The following is a 17,032-nucleotide window of genomic DNA, read 5'->3' as shown; positions in this document are numbered from 1 at the left end:
ACGACGCCGGAGGCGCCCGCCCCGCCGCCGACTTCCTCAGCGCGCCCGGCACCACCTGGACGACGCAGGACCCGACCGGCGCGGGCGGTGCCACCACGATCCGGTCGGGGGGCTCCCCCTTCGCCGTCCTGTCGGTGCTGCCGCTGGCCGCCGAGGCCGGCATCCACCCGGTGGCCGTGGGTCTCGTCGAAGCGGCCCGCCGCCACGCGCAGGCCCGGCATGCCCCGGCCGGTGTGATGACGACGGCGGGGACGACGACGTTTGCCCCCTTCGCCGACGACGTGCCGCGGAGCTACCTGCACCAGATGCGCACCACGCACTACCGCTGGTGGCGACCGCTGCTGGCGCTGGCGGCAGGGCTCGGCACCTTCCTGGCCATCTCGATCGTCCTCAGCATCCTGTGGCTCGTGCTCGACCCGTCGATGCTCGAGACCACCGACGCCGCCGAGGTCGATCCGGTCGCACCGGTGACGATGCTCATCGGCAACCTCATGCTCGCCGGCCTCATCCCCGCCGCTCTCGTGGCCACCCGGGTCGGGCACTGGCGACCGATGGGCAAGATCTGGTCCGTCGCGGGGCGCATCCGATGGCGCTGGCTCGGGCGGGCCACGCTCGTGACGACCGTCCTCTGGGGCGCCTACCTCGCGGCTGCCTGGGTCCTCTCCGGCGAGCAGCCCTCGGCCCGGCCGGACCACTGGGGCTGGCTGCTCCTCATCACCGTGCTCACCACTCCCCTGCAGGCCGCCGGCGAGGAGGTCGCCTTCCGTGGCGGGCTCATGCAGGGAGTCGGTGCGTGGATCAAGCGTCCCGTCCTCGCGCTCGTCGTGAGCACCGTGCTGTCGGCCGCCACCTTCGCCCTGGCACACACCTCGCTCGACCCCTGGGTGCTGTTCGACCTCGCGGGCATGGCCGCCGCCTGCTGCTACCTCACCTGGCGCACCGGCGGGCTCGAGGCAGCGATCGTCCTGCACGTCGTCAACAACATGGTCATCGTCATCGGGCTGACCGTGCTCGGCGGGATCCAGGACGCCTACGTCACCGAGCAGACGACGAGCACCGCTGACACGGCCGGCCTGAGCGTCGTCGCCACGGCGATCATGACGGCGATCCTGCTGTGGCTCGCCCGCCGCAGCGGCATCGCACCAAAGAAGTTCGGGGCGCCCGCCACCAACGAGATCGCGTCGTCCCCGACGCATCCGTGAGCAGGTCTGGTCACCGTCGCGCGATGGCTCTATGATCCGATCGACCGGCACCGAGGTCTGACCCCAGACGCTCCTCTCGAGACCCGGCATCTCACTCAGCCCGGCGCGGCACCAGCCCGCCCTGCATCCTCGGAGTCATCACCGTGCGTCGTATCCTCAGCGCCCTCTGCCTGTCCACGGCCCTCGGCCTGACCGCGGCACTCCCCGCACACGCCGCCGACGCGCCCGTCACCCCGAGCGCTCCCACCGTCGTCGACGAGTGCGGGCTCGGCCAGGACCGGGTGACCATCCCCGACATCGCCGGAGTGCAGTACCTCGTCGAGATCGACGGCACCGTCGTGCAGCTGACCGCCGGCGACTACGCCGGCGTCGCCTTCTGGCCGGAGGACGCGATGAGCGAGGAGGAGCTCGACGAACTCGTCTTCGGCGACGCGCAGGGCGTGACGCTGCCCGACGCCTCTGCCACGATCACCGCCGAGGCGGTCGATGGCGCCGTCCTCGCCGAAGGGGCCACCACGAGCTTCGACGTCGCGCTCTCGTCGACCCCGTGCGCCCCCGAGCACGCGGCCGTCACGGCCGTGGCCGACTGCGGCACCGTGACCTTCAGCAACCCGGCCGGCAACCCCGAGGTGCTCGTCCTGTGGGGCGACGCCGACAGCGACGAGGACTACAGCGAGTTGGTGCTGGCACCCGGCGCCTCGCGCACGGTGCGCACCGACGCTGAGGAGGTCGACTGGTTCGCCGTCGAGGAGGAGGCCTGGACCGAGGAGGACTGGGAGGACGAGGAGTGGGCCACCTCGCTCGGCTCCGCGGCCACGCCGGACTACGTCGCCACCGAGGACGACCGTCTGGTGCTGCAGGAGGTCGCCGAGTTCTTCGACGTACTGCTCGCCGCGGACCTGGGTGGCGGGCTCCTCGAGCTGCCCGCCGACTGCCCCGCACCCGAGGACACGACGCCCGACGAGGACACCCCCGAGATCCCCGCGGTCGTCCAGACGGACGGCGTCGCGCAGCACTCCCCCGCCGCTCCCCTGGCGCTCGGTGGGCTCACCGCCCTCGCGGCGCTGATGATGCTGCGCCCCCGCCGCCAGCACTGACACGCGCCCCCTTCGCCCGGTCTGCACCTGGGTGACGACATGCCCGCCTGGGTGACCCCTGACGGTCATCCGGGCGGGCATGTCATGACTCAGGCGACGGGTGGTCAGTCGACCGATCGCTCGGCGAGGTCCGCGGAGAAGGCCTCGATGATCCGTGCGGCGCCGTCGACGGCGCTGACCTCACCCGAACGCACGCCGGGCGTCAGCCCACCGAGCAGCTCCCGCACACGCGGCGAGCGCCGCACGGCGTCGCGCAGCTCGGCGTCGACCATCGCCCACATCCACTCACGCTGCTGCTCGGCCCGGCGGCCGTGCAGCGAGCCCTGTTCCTCGAGCCACGCGCGGTGCTCGAGGACCGCGGCCCACACGTCGTCCAGGCCGTCACCGGTGTAGGCGCTGCAGGTGAGGACCGGGGGACGTCGGGCGTCGGGGTCGGAGTTCATCAGCCGCATCGCGCCCGAGAGCTCCCGTGCTGCCACGCGAGCGTCGCCCGCGTGCTCACCATCAGCCTTGTTGACCGCGATGACATCGGCCATCTCGAGGATGCCGCGCTTGATCCCCTGCAGCTGGTCGCCACCACGGGCGAGCGCGAGCAGCAGGAAGGTGTCGACCATCTCGGCGACGGCGACCTCGGACTGACCGACACCGACCGTCTCGACGAGCACGACGTCGTAGCCGGCAGCCTCCAGGACGAGCATGCCCTCACGGGTCGCGCGGGCGACCCCGCCGAGGTGCGCGCCCGACGGCGAGGGACGCACGAAGGCATCCTCGCTGGCCGTCAGCGCTGCCATGCGGGTGCGGTCACCGAGGACCGACCCGCCGGTGCGTGAGCTGCTCGGGTCCACCGCGACGACGGCCACCCGGTGACCGCGCTCGATCAGCCGCGTGCCGAGGGCGTCGATGAAGGTCGACTTGCCGGCCCCCGGGATGCCCGAGATGCCGACGCGCAGCCCGTGGCCGGTGTCCGGCGCGATGAGCGCGAGCAGCTCGCGAGCCCGCTCCCGGTGGTCCGGGCGCGAGGACTCGACGAGCGTGATCGCGCGGGCGATGTGTGCCCGCGAGCGATCACGGATCCCCTGTGCGAGGTCGGCGACCGACTCAGCCATCGGAGCCGGCAGCCCGCTCCCGCAGGCGGTCGACGAGGCCCCCGGCCGCCGTGGCGATGACGGTGCCGGGCGGGTAGATGTCGTCCGCACCCGCGGCGCGCAGCTCCTCGAAGTCCTGGTCCGGGATGACCCCGCCCACGACGATCATGAGGTCCTCGCGCCCGAGGGCGTCGAGCTCGGCCCGCAGCGCCGGCACGAGGCTCAGGTGACCCGCGGCGAGGGAGGAGACGCCCACGACGTGGACATCGCCCTCGACGGCCTGTCGGGCGACCTCGCCGGGGGTCTGGAAGAGCGGACCCACGTCGACGTCGAAGCCGAGGTCGGCAAAGGCGGTCGCGATGACCTTTTGCCCACGGTCGTGCCCGTCCTGGCCCATCTTGGCCACGAGGATGCGCGGTCGGCGCCCCTCGGCCTGCTCGAAGTCCTCGACCTTGGCCAGGACCTCGTCCACGGCCCCGCCCTTGCCTGCCTCGTCCCGGTACACACCAGAGATCGTACGGATCTGTGCGGTGTAGCGGCCGTAGACCTCCTCGAGCGCCGAGGAGATCTCACCGACCGTCGCCTTGGCCCGGCCGGCGTCGATCGCGAGCGCGAGGAGGTTGGTCTCCATGGAGCCACCCTCGGCCCGGGCCGCCTCGGTGAGGGCTGCGAGGGCCGCGCGGACCTCCCCTTCGTCCCGCTCGGACCGCAGTCGCTCCAGCTGGGCGATCTGCGAGGCGCGGACTGCGGCATTGTCGACCTTGAGGATCTCGATGGCCTCGTCGACCGTGCTCTCGGTGACCGGGTAGGTGTTGACCCCGATGACGGGCTGCTGACCGGAGTCGATGCGCGCTTGGGTACGCGCGGCCGCCTCCTCGATGCGCATCTTGGGGATGCCGGCCTCGATGGCCTTGGCCATGCCGCCGGCCTTCTCGACCTCGTCGATGTGGGCCCAAGCGCGCTGCGCGAGGTCGTGGGTCAGTCGCTCGACATAGGCGCTGCCGCCCCACGGGTCGATGACGCGCGTCGTGCCCGACTCCTGCTGCAGCACCAGCTGGGTGTTGCGGGCGATGCGGGCGGAGAAGTCGGTCGGCAGCGCGATGGCCTCGTCGAGGGCATTGGTGTGCAGGCTCTGCGTGTGCCCCTGGGTCGAGGCCATCGCCTCGATGCAGGTGCGCGAGACGTTGTTGTAGACGTCCTGCGCGGTCAGCGACCAGCCCGAGGTCTGCGAGTGCGTCCGCAGGGAGAGCGACTTGGGGTTCTCCGGCTCGAAGTTTTCCTTCACCAGGCGGGCCCACAGCAGGCGCGCGGCGCGCAGCTTGGCGACCTCCATGTAGAAGTTCATGCCGATCGCCCAGAAGAAGGACAGGCGCGGCGCGAAGGAGTCGACGTCCATGCCGGCCTCCTTGCCGGCCCGGATGTACTCGATGCCATCGGCGAGGGTGTACGCGAGCTCGAGGTCCTGCGTCGCCCCGGCCTCCTGCATGTGATAGCCGGAGATCGAGATGGAGTTGAAGCGCGGCATCCGCTGGCTGGTGAAGGCGAAGATATCGGAGATGATCCGCATCGACGGGGTCGGCGGATAGATGTAGGTGTTGCGGACCATGAACTCCTTGAGGATGTCGTTCTGGATGGTTCCGCTCAGCTGCTCCGGGCTCACCCCCTGCTCCTCGGCCGCGACGACGTAGAGGGCGAGGATCGGCAGGACCGCGCCGTTCATGGTCATCGACACGCTCATGCGGTCCAGCGGGATGCCCCCGAAGAGCGTGCGCATGTCGTAGATCGAGTCGATGGCGACACCGGCCATGCCGACGTCGCCGGAGACGCGCGGGTGGTCACTGTCGTAGCCACGGTGGGTCGCCAGGTCGAAGGCGACCGAGAGGCCCTTCTGCCCGGCCGCGAGGTTGCGCCGGTAGAAGGCGTTGGACTCCTCTGCGGTGGAGAAGCCCGCGTACTGACGGATCGTCCACGGCTGGTTGACGTACATGGTCGGGTACGGACCACGCAGGAAGGGAGCCGTCCCGGGGGCCGTCTCGAGGAAGTCCAGGCCCGAGGTGTCGGCCTCGGTGTAGACCGGCGCGACATCGATGCCTTCGGGCGTCTGCCACCCGTCGGCCGCGCCGGGGGTGGCCTCGAGGGCCTCCTGCCAGAGGTCGGCCCCGTCGGCGGAGGGAGCGCCCTCGCCGAGGTCGACCGTGTCGAAGGTGGGGATCTGCGTGCTCATGCCCGGGCTCCTGCCTGCTGTGCACCAAGGGTGGTGAGGAGGTCGTCGAGGAAGGTGACGATGTCCATGCCGTCGCGGACCTCTCCGTCGACAGCGGTGTCGCCGAGCTCCTTACCGGAGCCGGCGACGAGGATGCGCTCCACGCCCGCTGCACGAAGGGAGGAGACGCTCGCCTCGGCGAGGGCCTCGTACCCCTTGGGCGAGGAGGCGATGATCGCGACCGGGCCGCTCTGCGCGGGGATCGAGTCGGCATCCGTGACCTCGACGACGTCGGGCCGGATGCCAGCGACACCCAGGAGGTTGATGACGAAGCCCAACCGGGCAGTGTGCTCGCGGGCCGGGCCGAGGGCCAGGACGGGGACGCTGATGTCCCCGGCAGCGGTCCGCTCGCGCAGCGCCTCGAAGACCTCAGAGTCACGACGACGCGGGAGCCCCTCGCCGGGTAGCTCCACCCGTGCGGTCCGCTCCAGCAGCTCCTCCCCCGCGAGCGGGAAGGTCGACGTGCCGGTGATGGGCTGGACGCGAGTGGCCAGGGCGGCGTCGCGCTCGGCGCGAGTTGCCGCCAAGCGCTCGGCGATCACACCGGACGCCAGCCCGGCGGCGGCTCCGCCGGCAGCGTCGAGCTCGCCGAACCAGGCCCAAGCGGCACGCGCCAGCTGGTCGGTGAGCGACTCGACATAGGCCGACCCGCCGGCCGGGTCCGCGACCCGGGCGACATTCGACTCGGAGGCGAGCAACGACTGGGTGTTGCGGGCGACCCTGCGGGAGAACGCAGTCGGCAGGCCCAGCGCGTGGTCGTAGGGCAGCACGGTGATCGCGTCGGCGCCACCGGCGGCCGCGGCGAAGCAGGCGATCGTGTCGCGCAGCAGGTTGACCCACGGGTCGGTGCGCGTCTGCATGCGAGCCGAGGTCACGGCGTGGATCCACGCACCCCGGTCGGCCTCGGGCACGTCGAGCACCTCGCCGACCCGGGCCCAGGTGCGGCGCAGCGCACGCAGCTTGGCGATCGTGGCGAACTGGTCCGCCGTCGCAGCGACACGGAAGTCGATCCGGCGGAAGGACTCGGCCGGCTCGATGCCCGCCTGCGACAGGTGGCGCACGTAGTCCAGCGCGGTGGCCAGGGCCAGCGCGATCTCGTCCTGGTCACTCGCCCCGGCATCGTGGTGCACTCGCGCGTCGACGGTGATCGCCCGCACGCCGGTGAAGCGGTCACGACAGGTGGCGACGGCATCGGCGAGTGCGGTGAGGTCCGGCGTCCCGCCGCGCACGGCGACCTGGCCGATGGGGTCGTGCCCGAGGCTGCCGCGGACGACGCCCGCGTCGACCCCCTTCGCCTCCCACGCAGCGACGAGCGCCGCCGCGGCTGCGGGCTGGTCGTCGAGGGAGCTGACGACGACCGGAGCCAGGTCGACCTGGACATCGGTGAGGACGTCGGCGATGTCTGCTGCGGCGATGCCGTCGGCGCCGACGTGCAGCCAGACCGAGCTGACGCCACGCTCGAGGTCGTCGAGGACCGCCTTGCGGCTGACGGCCGCGTCCGGGTCGTCGTGGAGCTGACGCAGATCCCACGGCAGGTCCGGGTTGCGCGGGCCGCGGCCACGGGTGAAGGGCATCGCGCCCGGCAGACCGAGCGCCGTGCCCGGCTGCGGCCAGTAGATCGGGTCGATGTCGACGCCCCCGGGCAGGTGGCTGGTCAGGGCCTCACGAGCACCCTCCGCGTCGACCTTGCGGCCCTCGGGCCGGGACTTGTTGACCACACCAGCGGCCAGCTCGGCCCACTCGTCCGGGCTCGTCCGCGGGAATCCCGCGGCCAGCCCCATGGTCTCGTGCTCTGCAGGGGGAAGGGTCATCCTCGTAGCGCTCCTCATCGACCCGGACGTCGACGCGCGGCCGACGGCATGACTGACTTCGCACCCTACCGATCAGGGTCGCCGCAGCGAGGGGCTGTCCAACGTCGCGTGCACCACAGTGGGCGGACGATGCCGTACGGGCGGCTCAGTCCAGGGGGCCGAAGGTGGCGCCGCGGGCCGTGAGCTCGGCCTCGCCGCCGTCCAGCGCGGTCAGCACCCAGATGCCCCGCTCGGTGATGGCGACCGAGTGCTCCCAGTGCGCCGCCGGCCGGCCGTCGTCGGTGACGACGGTCCAGTCGTCCTCGAGGACGTGGTTGGCCTGGTCACCAAGTGTCACCATCGGCTCGATCGCGAGGGTCGCACCGACCGGGGTCTGCGGCACGCGCCCGCGGACGCGGTAGTTGGGGACATTGGGCGGCAGGTGCATGTGCTCGCCGATGCCGTGGCCGGTGTAGTCCTCGACGATGCCGTAGGCCACCCCGTCCGCACGGCCGTCGGCGCGGATCGAGTCCTCGACCGCGCCACCGATGTCGTTGAGGTCGCCTCCGGGACGAAGGGCGGCCAGACCGGCCCAGAGCGAACGGCGGGTGATCTCCGACAGTCGGGCGGCAGCCGGGTCACCGGCAGCGTCGCCACCGACGACGAGGGTGATGGCGGCATCGCCGTTCCACCCGTCGACCTCGGCGCCGCAGTCGATGCTCAGCAGGTCACCCTCGCGCAGCACCCGCTCCCCCGGGATCCCGTGGACGATCTCGTCGTCGACGGAGGTGCACAGGGTGTGGCTGTATCCGGGCACGAGCTGGAAGTTGGGGATGCCTCCGCCGCTGCGGATGAAGTCCTCCGCCAGGGCATCCAGCTGCCCGGTCGTCATGCCCGCACGCACCTGCGTGCGCAGCATGTCGAGAGTGCGGCCGACGAGCAGGCCCGCCACGCGCATCGCCCGGAGCTGGTCCGGGGTGCGCGCGCGGACCCGCTCGCGACCGAAGAGCGACACGGGTCAGGCGCCCAGCGCGGCGACGATCCGCTCGGCGACCTCGTCGACCTCGCCCTCGCCGTCCACCGTGACGAGCAGGTTGCGCTCGGCGTAGGCATCCGACAGCGGCTTGGTCTCGCGGTGGTAGATGGCCATCCGCTCGCGGATGACCTCCTCGGTGTCATCGGCGCGACCCTCGAGCTCGGCGCGCTTGAGCAGACGCTGCACGACGACCTCGTCGTCGACGACGAGCTCCAGCACCTTGTCGATCGAGTGGTCGCTCTTGGCGAGCATCGCGTCCAGCGCGGTGACCTGCGCGGTCGTGCGCGGGTACCCGTCGAGCAGGAAGCCGGGAGCGGCGTCGTCCTCGTCGAGCCGGGACTCGACGATCGCGTTGGTGATGTCGTCGGAGACGTACCCGCCGGAGGCGAGGATCTCCTTGACCTGGAGCCCGAGCTCCGTCTCATTTTTGATGTTGGCGCGGAAGATGTCGCCGGTGGAGACCGCAGGGATGCCGTAGTGGTCGGCGATCCGGGTGGCCTGGGTGCCCTTGCCGGCCCCGGGGGGGCCCAAGATGATGAGACGCATCAGCGGAGGAATCCTTCGTAGTGGCGTTGCTGGAGCTGGGACTCGATCTGCTTCACCGTCTCCAGACCGACGCCCACCATGATGAGGATAGACGCACCGCCGAAGGGGAAGTCCTGGTTGGCCCCGATCCACACAAAAGCGATGAGCGGGATCAACGAGATCAGAGCGAGGTAGATGGCTCCCGGCACGGTGATGCGGGTGAGCACGTACTGGAGGTACTCGGCCGTGGGTCGCCCGGCGCGGATACCGGGGATGAATCCCCCGTACTTCTTCATGTTGTCAGCGACCTCCGTGGGGTTGAAGGTGATCGAGACGTAGAAGAAGGTGAAGAAGAGGATCATCGCGGTGAAGACCGCCATGTAGATGGGGTGGTCACCCCGCACGAGATAGGTGTTGATCCAGTCCACCCAGGCCGGGTTGTTGCCCGCGGGGTCGGACTGGAACTGCGCCAGCATCTGCGGAAGAGCGAGCATCGAGCTGGCGAAGATGATCGGGATCACGTTGGCCATGTTGACCTTGATCGGGATGTACGTCGACGTCCCGCCGTACATCTGCCGGCCGACCATCTTCTTGGCATATTGCACCGGGATGCGGCGCTGGCTCTGCTCGACGAAGACGACCGCCGCGATGATGACGAAGCCGATCGCGATGACGAGGAAGAAGAGGTCCCAGCGTCCGTCGCGCTGCTGGATGGCCCACAACGAGCTGGGGAAGGTGGCGGTGATCGAGGTGAAGATCAACAGCGACATGCCGTTGCCGACGCCCTTGTCCGTCACGAGCTCACCGAGCCACATGATCAGGCCGGTACCGGCCGTCATGGTCAGGACCATCAGGACGATGGAGAACATCGACTCGCGGTAGAGGATCGGCCCGCACTCGGCGTTGTTGAACAGCGCCGCGGGGTTGCGGGCGAAGGTGATGAAGGTGGCGGACTGGAGGACGGCCAGGGCGATCGTCAGGTAGCGCGTGTACTGCGTCATCTTGGCCTGGCCGGTCTGCCCCTCCTTCTTCAATGCCTCGAAGCGAGGGATGACGACCGTGAGGAGCTGCACGATGATGCTCGCCGTGATGTACGGCATGATCCCGAGCGCAAAGATCGACAGCTGCAGGAGGGCGCCACCACTGAAGAGGTTGGCCATCCCGAGGAAGTTGTTACCGCCGTCCTGGCGTGCCCCCGCGATGCAGTCCTGGACCGCGCTGTAGTTCACATTCGGCGTCGGCACGTGGGAGCCGAGGCGGAAGAGCACGATGATGCCCAGCGTGAAGAGCAGCTTGCGCCGCAGATCGGGCGTCTTGAACGCCCGGATGAAGACGGAGAGCACGTGGGTTCCTCCAGGACGGTGCCGGGGTGCAGATGTGAGCTGCGGGCAGGAGCCGCCGACTGGCGGCACAACCTGACCGACGATACCTGCCGCAACCATGAAGTCGCGACGTGACCCGCGTCCCCCTCACGGACAACGGGTCCGAAGACGCCTCGAGGCCGCCCCGCGAACGGGGCGGCCTCGAGGAGATGACCGAAGGGTCAGCGAGCAGAGATGCTGCCGCCAGCCGCTTCGACCTTGTCCTTGGCGCTCGCGGAGAAGGCATCGACCGTGAGGTCGACCTTCACCGTGATCTCGCCGGAACCGAGGACCTTGACCGGGTGACCGTCACGGACGGCACCCTTGGCCACGAGCTCCTCGACACCCACAGCGCCACCCTCGGGGAAGAGGGAGGAGATGCGGTCGAGGTTCACGACCTGGTACTGGGTCTTGAACGGGTTCTTGAAGCCGCGGAGCTTGGGCAGACGCATGTGCAGCGGCGTCTGACCACCCTCGAAGCGCTCCGGCACCTGGTACCGGGCCTTGGTGCCCTTGGTACCGCGACCAGCGGTCTTGCCCTTGGAGCCCTCACCGCGACCCACACGGGTCTTCGCGGTCTTGGCACCCGGGGCGGGACGCAGGTGGTGCACCTTCAGAGCGTGGGTCTGCTCCTCGTTGGTGTTGGCCTTGGAGTCAGCCATGATCAGTAACCTCCTCGACGGTCACCAGGTGGCGAACCGTCTGGACCATGCCGCGGATCTCCGGGCGGTCCTCCTTGACGACAACGTCGCCGATGCGCTTCAGACCGAGGCTGCGCAGCGTGTCCCGCTGGTTCTGCTTGCCGCCGATCTCGGAACGGGTCTGGGTGACCTTGAGTCGAGCCATCACGCACCCGCCTTTGCCTTCTCGGCGGCCTCGGCGCGACCAGCAGCCTGGGCGCGCAGCATGGCTGCCGGAGCGACCTGGTCCAGAGGCAGACCGCGGCGAGCCGCAACCTGCTCCGGACGCTCGAGACCCTGGAGGGCCGCGACTGCCGCGTGGACGATGTTGATCGCGTTGTCCGAGCCGAGGCTCTTGGACAGCACGTCGTGGATACCGGCGCACTCGAGCACGGCGCGGACCGGACCACCGGCGATGACACCGGTACCCGGGGATGCCGGACGGAGCATGACGACGCCAGCAGCGGCCTCACCCTGGATGGGGTGCGGGATCGTGCCCTGGATGCGTGGGACGACGAAGAAGTTCTTCTTCGCCTCCTCGACACCCTTGGCGATCGCCGCGGGCACCTCCTTGGCCTTGCCGTAACCGACACCCACGGTGCCGTCCCCGTCACCGACGACGACCAGGGCGGTGAAGCTGAAGCGACGACCACCCTTGACGACCTTGGAGACGCGGTTGATGGTCACGACGCGCTCGACGAACTGAGTCTCGTTGCGGTCGCGGCCACCGTCACGACGGTCGCGGCCACCGCCACGGTTGTCACGACGGTCGTTGCTGGAGCGCTCGTTGGTGCCTGCGGCGGCACCGGCGCCTCGACGCTGGGGTCCGGGCATCAGATGTTCCTCTTCTCGACGTTCTGGGCCTGCATCACAGGGTCAGACCCCCTTCGCGAGCGCCGTCCGCGATGGCGGCGACGCGACCGTGGTACCGGTTGCCTCCACGGTCGAAGACGACCGCCTCGACACCGCTGGCCTTGGCTCGCTCGGCGACGAGCTCACCGACCTTCTTGGCCCGGTCAGTCTTGTCGCCCTCGAGGGCACGCACGTCGGCCTCCATGGTCGACGCCGACGCGACAGTCTTGCCGACGGTGTCGTCGACGACCTGGACGAAGACGTGGCGGCTGCTCCGGCTCACGACCAGACGGGGCCGCACCGCGGTCCCGCTGACCTTCTTGCGAAGACGCAGGTGGCGACGGCCGCGAGCGGCGCTCTTGCCCTTGGCACGCTTGATGATCTTGGCCATGGCTTACTTACCAGCCTTTCCGACCTTGCGACGGATCTGCTCGCCCTCGTACCGGACACCCTTGCCCTTGTACGGGTCGGGCCGGCGGAGCTTGCGGATGTTGGCAGCGGTCTCGCCGACGAGCTGCTTGTCGATGCCGGACACGCTCAGGCGGGTCGGGTTCTCGACGTTGAAGCTGATCCCCTCGGGGGCCTCCACCACGACGGGGTGGCTGTACCCGAGAGCGAACTCCAGGGAGCCGCCCTTGTTCTGCACGCGGTAACCGGTGCCGTGGATCTCGAGCTTCTTTTCGTAGCCCTCGGTGACACCGACGACCATGTTGTTGATCAGGCTGCGGGTCAGGCCGTGGAGCGAGCGCGACTCACGCGCGTCGTCCTGGCGCGAGACCTCGACGCCGTCCTCGGTCTTGGCGACCGAGATCGCGTCGGTCACGATGACCTGCAGCTCGCCCTTGGGGCCCTTGACCTTGACGGTCTGGCCCTCGATGGCGATGTCGACACCGCTGGGGATGGCGACCGGGAGTCGTCCAATACGCGACATGTCTGCTTCCCCTTACCAGACGTAGGCGAGGACTTCCCCACCCACACCCTTGGTTGCGGCCTGCCGGTCGGTCAGGAGGCCAGAGGACGTGGAGATGATCGCCACGCCGAGGCCGCCGAGAACCTTCGGAAGGTTGGTGGACTTCGCGTACACGCGCAGACCGGGCTTGGACACCCGGCGCACGCCCGCGATGGAACGCTCACGGTTGGGGCCGTACTTGAGGTTGATCGTCAGCGTCTGGCCAACGGTCGCCTCTGCGACCTCCCACCCCGCGATGAAACCCTCCGCCTGGAGGATGTCCGCGATGTGCGACTTGAGCTTGGAGTACGGCATGGAGACCTCGTCGTGGTGCGCCGAGTTGGCGTTCCGGACGCGGGTCAGCATGTCCGCAATCGGGTCGGTCATGGTCATGGGCTCTGCCTGCCCCTTCTCACCGCGGTTTCCATCAGGACCTTCGGTGTCGTGGTGTTGAAAAAGGTGGTTACCAGCTGGACTTGGTCACGCCGGGGAGCTCGCCACGGTGGGCCATCTCGCGAAGGCACACACGGCACAGGCCGAACTTGCGGTAGACCGAGTGCGGCCGGCCGCAGCGCTGGCACCGCGTGTAACCGCGGACCTTGAACTTCGGCTTCTTGTTCGCCTTGTTGATCAGGGCGGTCTTCGCCATGTCAGTTCTCCTTGAAGGGGAAGCCCAGCTGCTTGAGCAGCGCGCGGCCCTCGTCGTCGTTCGTCGCGGTCGTGACCACGGTGATGTCCATGCCTCGGACGCGATCGATCTTGTCCTGGTCGATCTCGTGGAACATCGACTGCTCGTTCAGACCGAAGGTGTAGTTGCCGTTGCCGTCGAACTGCTTCGGGCTCAGGCCGCGGAAGTCACGGATGCGGGGCAGCGCGACCGACGTGAGCCGGTCGAGGAACTCCCACATCCGCGCGTTGCGCAGGGTGACGTGGCAGCCGATCGGCATGCCCTCACGCAGCTTGAACTGCGCGATGGACTTACGAGCCTTGGTCACCTGCGGCTTCTGACCCGTGATGGCGGTCAGGTCGCGGATGGCGCCTTCGATCAGCTTGCTGTCCTTGGCGGCGTCACCGACGCCCATGTTGACGACGACCTTGACGACGCGGGGAACCTGCATCGTGTTGGCGAAGGCGAACTGCTCCTGGAGAGCGGGGACGACCTCGTCGGCGTACTTGGCCTTGAGGCGCGGGGCCTCGACGGCGGGGGTCTCGATGGTCTCAGTCACTTCAGAGGTCCTTGCCCGAGCGGCCCGCGACGCGGGTGCGGCTCGCCTTGGTGCGACCGTCACGCTCGACGGTCTCGACACGGGTCCGGATGCGGGTCGGCTTGTTGTCCTCCGGGTCGACGACGGCCACGTTGCTCACGTGGATCGGCGCCTCGGAGACGACCAGGCCACCGGCCTGACCGCCGAAACCGGCCTTGGTGTGGCGGGTGACCCGCTGGACACCCTCGACCACGACGCGCTGAGTCTCGGTGTTGACAGAGATGACCTTGCCCTGCAGGCCCTTGTCCTTGCCGGACAGGACCTGGACGAGGTCGCCCTTCTTGATCTTGAGCTTTGCCATGATCAGATCACCTCCGGTGCGAGCGAGACGATCTTCATGAACTTCTTGTCGCGAAGCTCGCGACCGACCGGGCCGAAGATGCGGGTCCCGCGAGGCTCGCCGTCAGCCTTGAGGATGACGGCAGCGTTCTCGTCGAACTTGATGTAGGAACCGTCGTTGCGACGGCGCTCCTTCTTGGTGCGAACGATGACTGCCTTGACGACGTCACCCTTCTTGACATTGCCACCGGGGATGGCGTCCTTGACGGTGGCGACGATCGTGTCGCCGACGCCGGCGTACCGGCGGCCGGAGCCGCCGAGCACACGGATGCACAGGATCTCCTTGGCACCGGTGTTGTCGGCGACGCGCAGTCGCGACTCCTGCTGGATCACTTCTCACTCCTGTCGTCGTGCTGGTTCTCGCTCAGGGCGAGCCTGGCCGAACTGATGTGGTCTACGCGGGCGAAGGGGGCATGCGCCCCCTTCGCTCCGGGGTGGGCCTTACTTGGCCTTTTCGAGGATCTCGACGATGCGCCAGCGCTTGCTGGCAGACAACGGTCGGGTCTCCATGATGAGGACGTGGTCACCGATACCGGCGGCGTTGTCCTCGTCGTGCGCCTTGACCTTGGAGGTCTTGCGGATGACCTTGCCGTACAGCGCGTGCTTGACGCGGTCCTCGACCTCGACGACAACAGTCTTGTCCATCTTGTCGCTGACGACGTAGCCGCGGCGCGACTTGCGGTCGTTACGGGTGGTCACGGTGTCTTCCTTCACGTTCTCGCTCACTTGGACTCCCCGATCCCGAGCTCGCGCTCGCGCATCTCGGTGTAGATCCGGGCGATGTCCTTGCGGACCGCACGGAGGCGGCCGTGGTTCTCGAGCTGACCGGTGGCCGACTGGAACCGGAGGTTGAACAGCTCCTCCTTGCCCTTGCGCAGCTCGTCGACCAGACGCTCGTCGGTCAACTCACGCAGCTCGACCGGAGTCAGGTCCTTGGATCCGACTGCCATCAGTTGCCACCACCCTCACGCACGACGAAGCGGCACTTCATCGGCAGCTTGTGCATCGCCAGGCGCATGGCCTCGCGAGCGGTCTCCTCGTCCACGCCGGAGATCTCGAACATGATCCGGCCGGGCTTGACGTTGGCGACCCACCACTCGGGCGAGCCCTTACCGGAACCCATGCGGGTCTCAGCCGGCTTCTTGGTGAGCGGACGGTCCGGGTAGATGTTGATCCAGACCTTTCCGCCACGCTTCATGAAGCGCGTCATCGCGATACGAGCGGCCTCGATCTGGCGGTTGGTGACGTAGGCCGGCGAGAGTGCCTGGAGGCCGTAGTCACCGAAGGAGACGGCGGTGCCGCCCTTGGCCATGCCGGAACGCTTCGGGTGGTGCTGCTTGCGGTGCTTGACCCGTCGGGGGATCAACATCTCAGGACTCTCCCTCGGTCTTGGCCGGCGCCTCGACAGCAGGAGCCTCCGCAGCGGGGGCCCCGGCCTGAGCCGGAGCCTCGCTGCGGTCGCCACCACGACGGGCGCGGGCGGGACGGTCGTCGCGGTCGCGACGGGGGCCACGGCCGCGGGGGGCTGCGGTCGCCTGCTGGGCCGCGAACTCCTTCTCGGTCATGTCGCCCTTGTAGATCCAGACCTTGACGCCGATGCGGCCGAAGGTCGTGCGGGCCTCGTAGAAGCCGTAGTCGATGTTCGCCCGGAGGGTGTGCAGCGGCACGCGACCCTCGCGGTAGAACTCGGAGCGGGACATCTCGGCACCACCGAGGCGCCCGGAGCACTGGATCCGGATGCCCTTGGCACCGGCGCGAAGGGAGGACTGCATCCCCTTGCGCATGGCGCGACGGAAGGTGACACGAGCAGCGAGCTGCTCGGCGATGCCCTGGGCGACCAGCTGAGCCTCGATCTCGGGGTTCTTGACCTCGAGGATGTTCAGCTGCACCTGCTTGCCCGTGAGCTTCTCGAGCTCGCCGCGGATGCGGTCGGCCTCGGCGCCACGGCGACCGATGACGATCCCGGGACGTGCGGTGTGGATGTCCACACGCACGCGGTCACGGGTCCGCTCGATCTCGACGCGTGCGATACCGGCGCGCTCCATGCCCGTGGACATGAGCTTGCGGATCGCGACGTCTTCCTTGACGTAGTCGCGGTAGCGCTGACCCTCCTTGTTGGAGTCGGCGAACCAGCGGCTCTTGTGGTCGGTGGTGATGCCCAGACGGAAGCCGTGCGGGTTGATTTTCTGACCCATCAGCGGGTCCCTCCCTTCGCGGCCTTCTCAGGCTTGCTCGTCACGAGGACGGTGATGTGGCTGGTGCGCTTGTTGATCCGGCCGGCGCGGCCCTGGGCCCGCGGACGGAAACGCTTCATCGTCGGACCCTCGTCGACGAATGCCGTGGAGATGACGAGATTGCGCTCGTCAAAGGGCTCCCCGGCCTCATCGGCCTTGACCCGCAGGTTGGCGATGGCGCTCTGCACGACCTTCAGGACCGGCTCAGCCGCCCCCTGGGGTGCGAACTGCAGAGTCGCGATCGCGGTCTGCGTGTCCTTGCCACGAACCATGTTGACGACACGACGCGCCTTCTGCGGCGTGACGCGCAGGTTGCGCGCCGAGGCGCGAGCCGACAGCGTCTCCTGCTCGGTG

The 17,032-nt window shown here is 69.0% G+C and carries 23 protein-coding genes; 2 read left to right on the top strand and 21 right to left on the bottom strand.

Annotated features, from left to right (window positions below; translation table 11 throughout):
- Both JLI01S_RS04770 and JLI01S_RS04765 read left to right on the top strand, forming a co-directional pair.
- Positions 1-1,202 (top strand): CPBP family intramembrane glutamic endopeptidase (locus JLI01S_RS04770; RefSeq protein WP_068260765.1); only part of this gene is annotated, 1,202 nt, incomplete at its 5' end.
- Positions 1,203-1,345: 143 nt separating this feature from the next.
- Positions 1,346-2,299, top strand: coding sequence for a hypothetical protein (locus tag JLI01S_RS04765; RefSeq protein WP_068260763.1), 954 nt, complete (start codon positions 1,346-1,348; stop codon positions 2,297-2,299).
- Between the two features lie 104 nt (positions 2,300-2,403).
- Here JLI01S_RS04765 and meaB read toward each other — a convergent pair whose 3' ends face one another.
- The 21 genes from meaB to rplV form a co-directional block, all read right to left on the bottom strand.
- Positions 2,404-3,405 (bottom strand): methylmalonyl Co-A mutase-associated GTPase MeaB, encoded by a 1,002-nt coding sequence (gene meaB / locus JLI01S_RS04760; RefSeq protein WP_068260760.1) that lies wholly within the window; start codon positions 3,403-3,405, stop codon positions 2,404-2,406.
- Entirely contained in the window at positions 3,398-5,608 is a 2,211-nt protein-coding gene (gene scpA / locus JLI01S_RS04755) for a methylmalonyl-CoA mutase (protein ID WP_068260759.1), read from the bottom strand. Before scpA ends, meaB begins: the two co-directional genes overlap by 8 nt.
- Positions 5,605-7,458: a methylmalonyl-CoA mutase family protein gene (locus JLI01S_RS04750; protein WP_245634525.1), complete on the bottom strand. Its 1,854-nt coding sequence runs from the start codon at positions 7,456-7,458 to the stop codon at positions 5,605-5,607. Before JLI01S_RS04750 ends, scpA begins: the two co-directional genes overlap by 4 nt.
- A gap of 145 nt (positions 7,459-7,603) precedes the next feature.
- On the bottom strand, positions 7,604-8,452 hold the full coding sequence (map, locus tag JLI01S_RS04745) for a type I methionyl aminopeptidase (protein ID WP_084349202.1): 849 nt from the start codon (positions 8,450-8,452) through the stop codon (positions 7,604-7,606).
- A 3-nt stretch (positions 8,453-8,455) separates the two neighbouring features.
- Positions 8,456-9,019: an adenylate kinase gene (locus JLI01S_RS04740; RefSeq protein WP_068260758.1), complete on the bottom strand. Its 564-nt coding sequence runs from the start codon at positions 9,017-9,019 to the stop codon at positions 8,456-8,458.
- Positions 9,019-10,341, bottom strand: a complete 1,323-nt coding sequence (secY, locus tag JLI01S_RS04735) for a preprotein translocase subunit SecY (protein ID WP_068260753.1) — start codon at positions 10,339-10,341, stop codon at positions 9,019-9,021. The genes JLI01S_RS04740 and secY overlap by 1 nt, the downstream gene beginning before the upstream one ends.
- 200 nt (positions 10,342-10,541) lie before the next feature.
- A complete protein-coding gene (gene rplO / locus JLI01S_RS04730; protein WP_068260750.1) occupies positions 10,542-11,021 on the bottom strand; it encodes a 50S ribosomal protein L15 in 480 nt (159 codons plus the stop codon).
- Complete coding sequence (gene rpmD, locus JLI01S_RS04725) at positions 11,014-11,205, bottom strand: 50S ribosomal protein L30 (RefSeq protein WP_068260746.1); 192 nt, start codon at positions 11,203-11,205, stop codon at positions 11,014-11,016. Before rpmD ends, rplO begins: the two co-directional genes overlap by 8 nt.
- The gene (rpsE, locus tag JLI01S_RS04720; protein WP_068260742.1) at positions 11,205-11,873 is read right to left on the bottom strand and encodes a 30S ribosomal protein S5; all 669 of its coding nucleotides are present in this window, start codon (positions 11,871-11,873) and stop codon (positions 11,205-11,207) included. Before rpsE ends, rpmD begins: the two co-directional genes overlap by 1 nt.
- A 34-nt stretch (positions 11,874-11,907) precedes the next feature.
- Positions 11,908-12,282: a 50S ribosomal protein L18 gene (rplR, locus tag JLI01S_RS04715; protein WP_068260736.1), complete on the bottom strand. Its 375-nt coding sequence runs from the start codon at positions 12,280-12,282 to the stop codon at positions 11,908-11,910.
- A gap of 3 nt (positions 12,283-12,285) precedes the next feature.
- Positions 12,286-12,822 (bottom strand): 50S ribosomal protein L6, encoded by a 537-nt coding sequence (gene rplF, locus JLI01S_RS04710; RefSeq protein WP_068260734.1) that lies wholly within the window; start codon positions 12,820-12,822, stop codon positions 12,286-12,288.
- A gap of 12 nt (positions 12,823-12,834) precedes the next feature.
- Entirely contained in the window at positions 12,835-13,233 is a 399-nt protein-coding gene (gene rpsH / locus JLI01S_RS04705; RefSeq protein ID WP_055996576.1) for a 30S ribosomal protein S8, read from the bottom strand.
- Between the two features lie 70 nt (positions 13,234-13,303).
- On the bottom strand, positions 13,304-13,489 hold the full coding sequence (locus tag JLI01S_RS04700) for a type Z 30S ribosomal protein S14 (RefSeq protein ID WP_007924699.1): 186 nt from the start codon (positions 13,487-13,489) through the stop codon (positions 13,304-13,306).
- A 1-nt stretch (position 13,490) separates the two neighbouring features.
- Entirely contained in the window at positions 13,491-14,066 is a 576-nt protein-coding gene (rplE, locus tag JLI01S_RS04695; RefSeq protein WP_068260731.1) for a 50S ribosomal protein L5, read from the bottom strand.
- A 1-nt stretch (position 14,067) separates the two neighbouring features.
- Positions 14,068-14,406, bottom strand: a complete 339-nt coding sequence (gene rplX, locus JLI01S_RS04690; protein ID WP_068260728.1) for a 50S ribosomal protein L24 — start codon at positions 14,404-14,406, stop codon at positions 14,068-14,070.
- A 2-nt stretch (positions 14,407-14,408) separates the two neighbouring features.
- Positions 14,409-14,777, bottom strand: a complete 369-nt coding sequence (gene rplN / locus JLI01S_RS04685) for a 50S ribosomal protein L14 (RefSeq protein ID WP_055996586.1) — start codon at positions 14,775-14,777, stop codon at positions 14,409-14,411.
- Positions 14,778-14,885: 108 nt separating this feature from the next.
- On the bottom strand, positions 14,886-15,170 hold the full coding sequence (rpsQ, locus tag JLI01S_RS04680; RefSeq protein ID WP_068260725.1) for a 30S ribosomal protein S17: 285 nt from the start codon (positions 15,168-15,170) through the stop codon (positions 14,886-14,888).
- Positions 15,167-15,394 carry a 50S ribosomal protein L29 gene (gene rpmC, locus JLI01S_RS04675; RefSeq protein ID WP_068260722.1) on the bottom strand — a complete coding sequence of 76 codons (228 nt, stop codon included), beginning with the start codon at positions 15,392-15,394 and terminating at the stop codon, positions 15,167-15,169. The genes rpsQ and rpmC overlap by 4 nt, the downstream gene beginning before the upstream one ends.
- Entirely contained in the window at positions 15,394-15,813 is a 420-nt protein-coding gene (gene rplP, locus JLI01S_RS04670; protein WP_068260719.1) for a 50S ribosomal protein L16, read from the bottom strand. The genes rpmC and rplP overlap by 1 nt, the downstream gene beginning before the upstream one ends.
- A gap of 1 nt (position 15,814) precedes the next feature.
- Entirely contained in the window at positions 15,815-16,639 is an 825-nt protein-coding gene (rpsC, locus tag JLI01S_RS04665; protein WP_068260715.1) for a 30S ribosomal protein S3, read from the bottom strand.
- Positions 16,639-17,016 (bottom strand): 50S ribosomal protein L22, encoded by a 378-nt coding sequence (rplV, locus tag JLI01S_RS04660; protein WP_068260809.1) that lies wholly within the window; start codon positions 17,014-17,016, stop codon positions 16,639-16,641. The genes rpsC and rplV overlap by 1 nt, the downstream gene beginning before the upstream one ends.
- Positions 17,017-17,032 lie beyond the last annotated feature (16 nt).

This window comes from Janibacter limosus NBRC 16128 (genome assembly GCF_001570985.1).
GTDB lineage: Bacteria > Actinomycetota > Actinomycetes > Actinomycetales > Dermatophilaceae > Janibacter > Janibacter limosus.
The sequence above is the reverse complement of the archived record's forward strand: the minus strand, read 5'-3'. Positions and strand labels throughout refer to the sequence as shown.

Bases quoted from the DNA above. Each gene is read 5' to 3' on its own strand.
- meaB (WP_068260760.1), bottom strand. From the start codon at position 3,405: ATGGCTGAGTCGGTCGCCGACCTCGCACAGGGGATCCGTGATCGCTCG.
- scpA (WP_068260759.1), bottom strand. From the start codon at position 5,608: ATGAGCACGCAGATCCCCACCTTCGACACGGTCGACCTCGGCGAGGGC.
- JLI01S_RS04750 (WP_245634525.1), bottom strand. From the start codon at position 7,458: ATGACCCTTCCCCCTGCAGAGCACGAGACCATGGGGCTGGCCGCGGGA.
- JLI01S_RS04740 (WP_068260758.1), bottom strand. From the start codon at position 9,019: ATGCGTCTCATCATCTTGGGCCCCCCCGGGGCCGGCAAGGGCACCCAG.
- rplO (WP_068260750.1), bottom strand. From the start codon at position 11,021: ATGGCTGACTCCAAGGCCAACACCAACGAGGAGCAGACCCACGCTCTG.
- rpmD (WP_068260746.1), bottom strand. From the start codon at position 11,205: ATGGCTCGACTCAAGGTCACCCAGACCCGTTCCGAGATCGGCGGCAAG.
- rpsE (WP_068260742.1), bottom strand. From the start codon at position 11,873: ATGCCCGGACCCCAGCGTCGAGGCGCCGGTGCCGCCGCAGGCACCAAC.
- rplR (WP_068260736.1), bottom strand. From the start codon at position 12,282: ATGGCCAAGATCATCAAGCGTGCCAAGGGCAAGAGCGCCGCTCGCGGC.
- rplF (WP_068260734.1), bottom strand. From the start codon at position 12,822: ATGTCGCGTATTGGACGACTCCCGGTCGCCATCCCCAGCGGTGTCGAC.
- rpsH (WP_055996576.1), bottom strand. From the start codon at position 13,233: ATGACCATGACCGACCCGATTGCGGACATGCTGACCCGCGTCCGGAAC.
- JLI01S_RS04700 (WP_007924699.1), bottom strand. From the start codon at position 13,489: ATGGCGAAGACCGCCCTGATCAACAAGGCGAACAAGAAGCCGAAGTTC.
- rplX (WP_068260728.1), bottom strand. From the start codon at position 14,406: ATGGCAAAGCTCAAGATCAAGAAGGGCGACCTCGTCCAGGTCCTGTCC.
- rpmC (WP_068260722.1), bottom strand. From the start codon at position 15,394: ATGGCAGTCGGATCCAAGGACCTGACTCCGGTCGAGCTGCGTGAGTTG.
- rplP (WP_068260719.1), bottom strand. From the start codon at position 15,813: ATGTTGATCCCCCGACGGGTCAAGCACCGCAAGCAGCACCACCCGAAG.
- rpsC (WP_068260715.1), bottom strand. From the start codon at position 16,639: ATGGGTCAGAAAATCAACCCGCACGGCTTCCGTCTGGGCATCACCACC.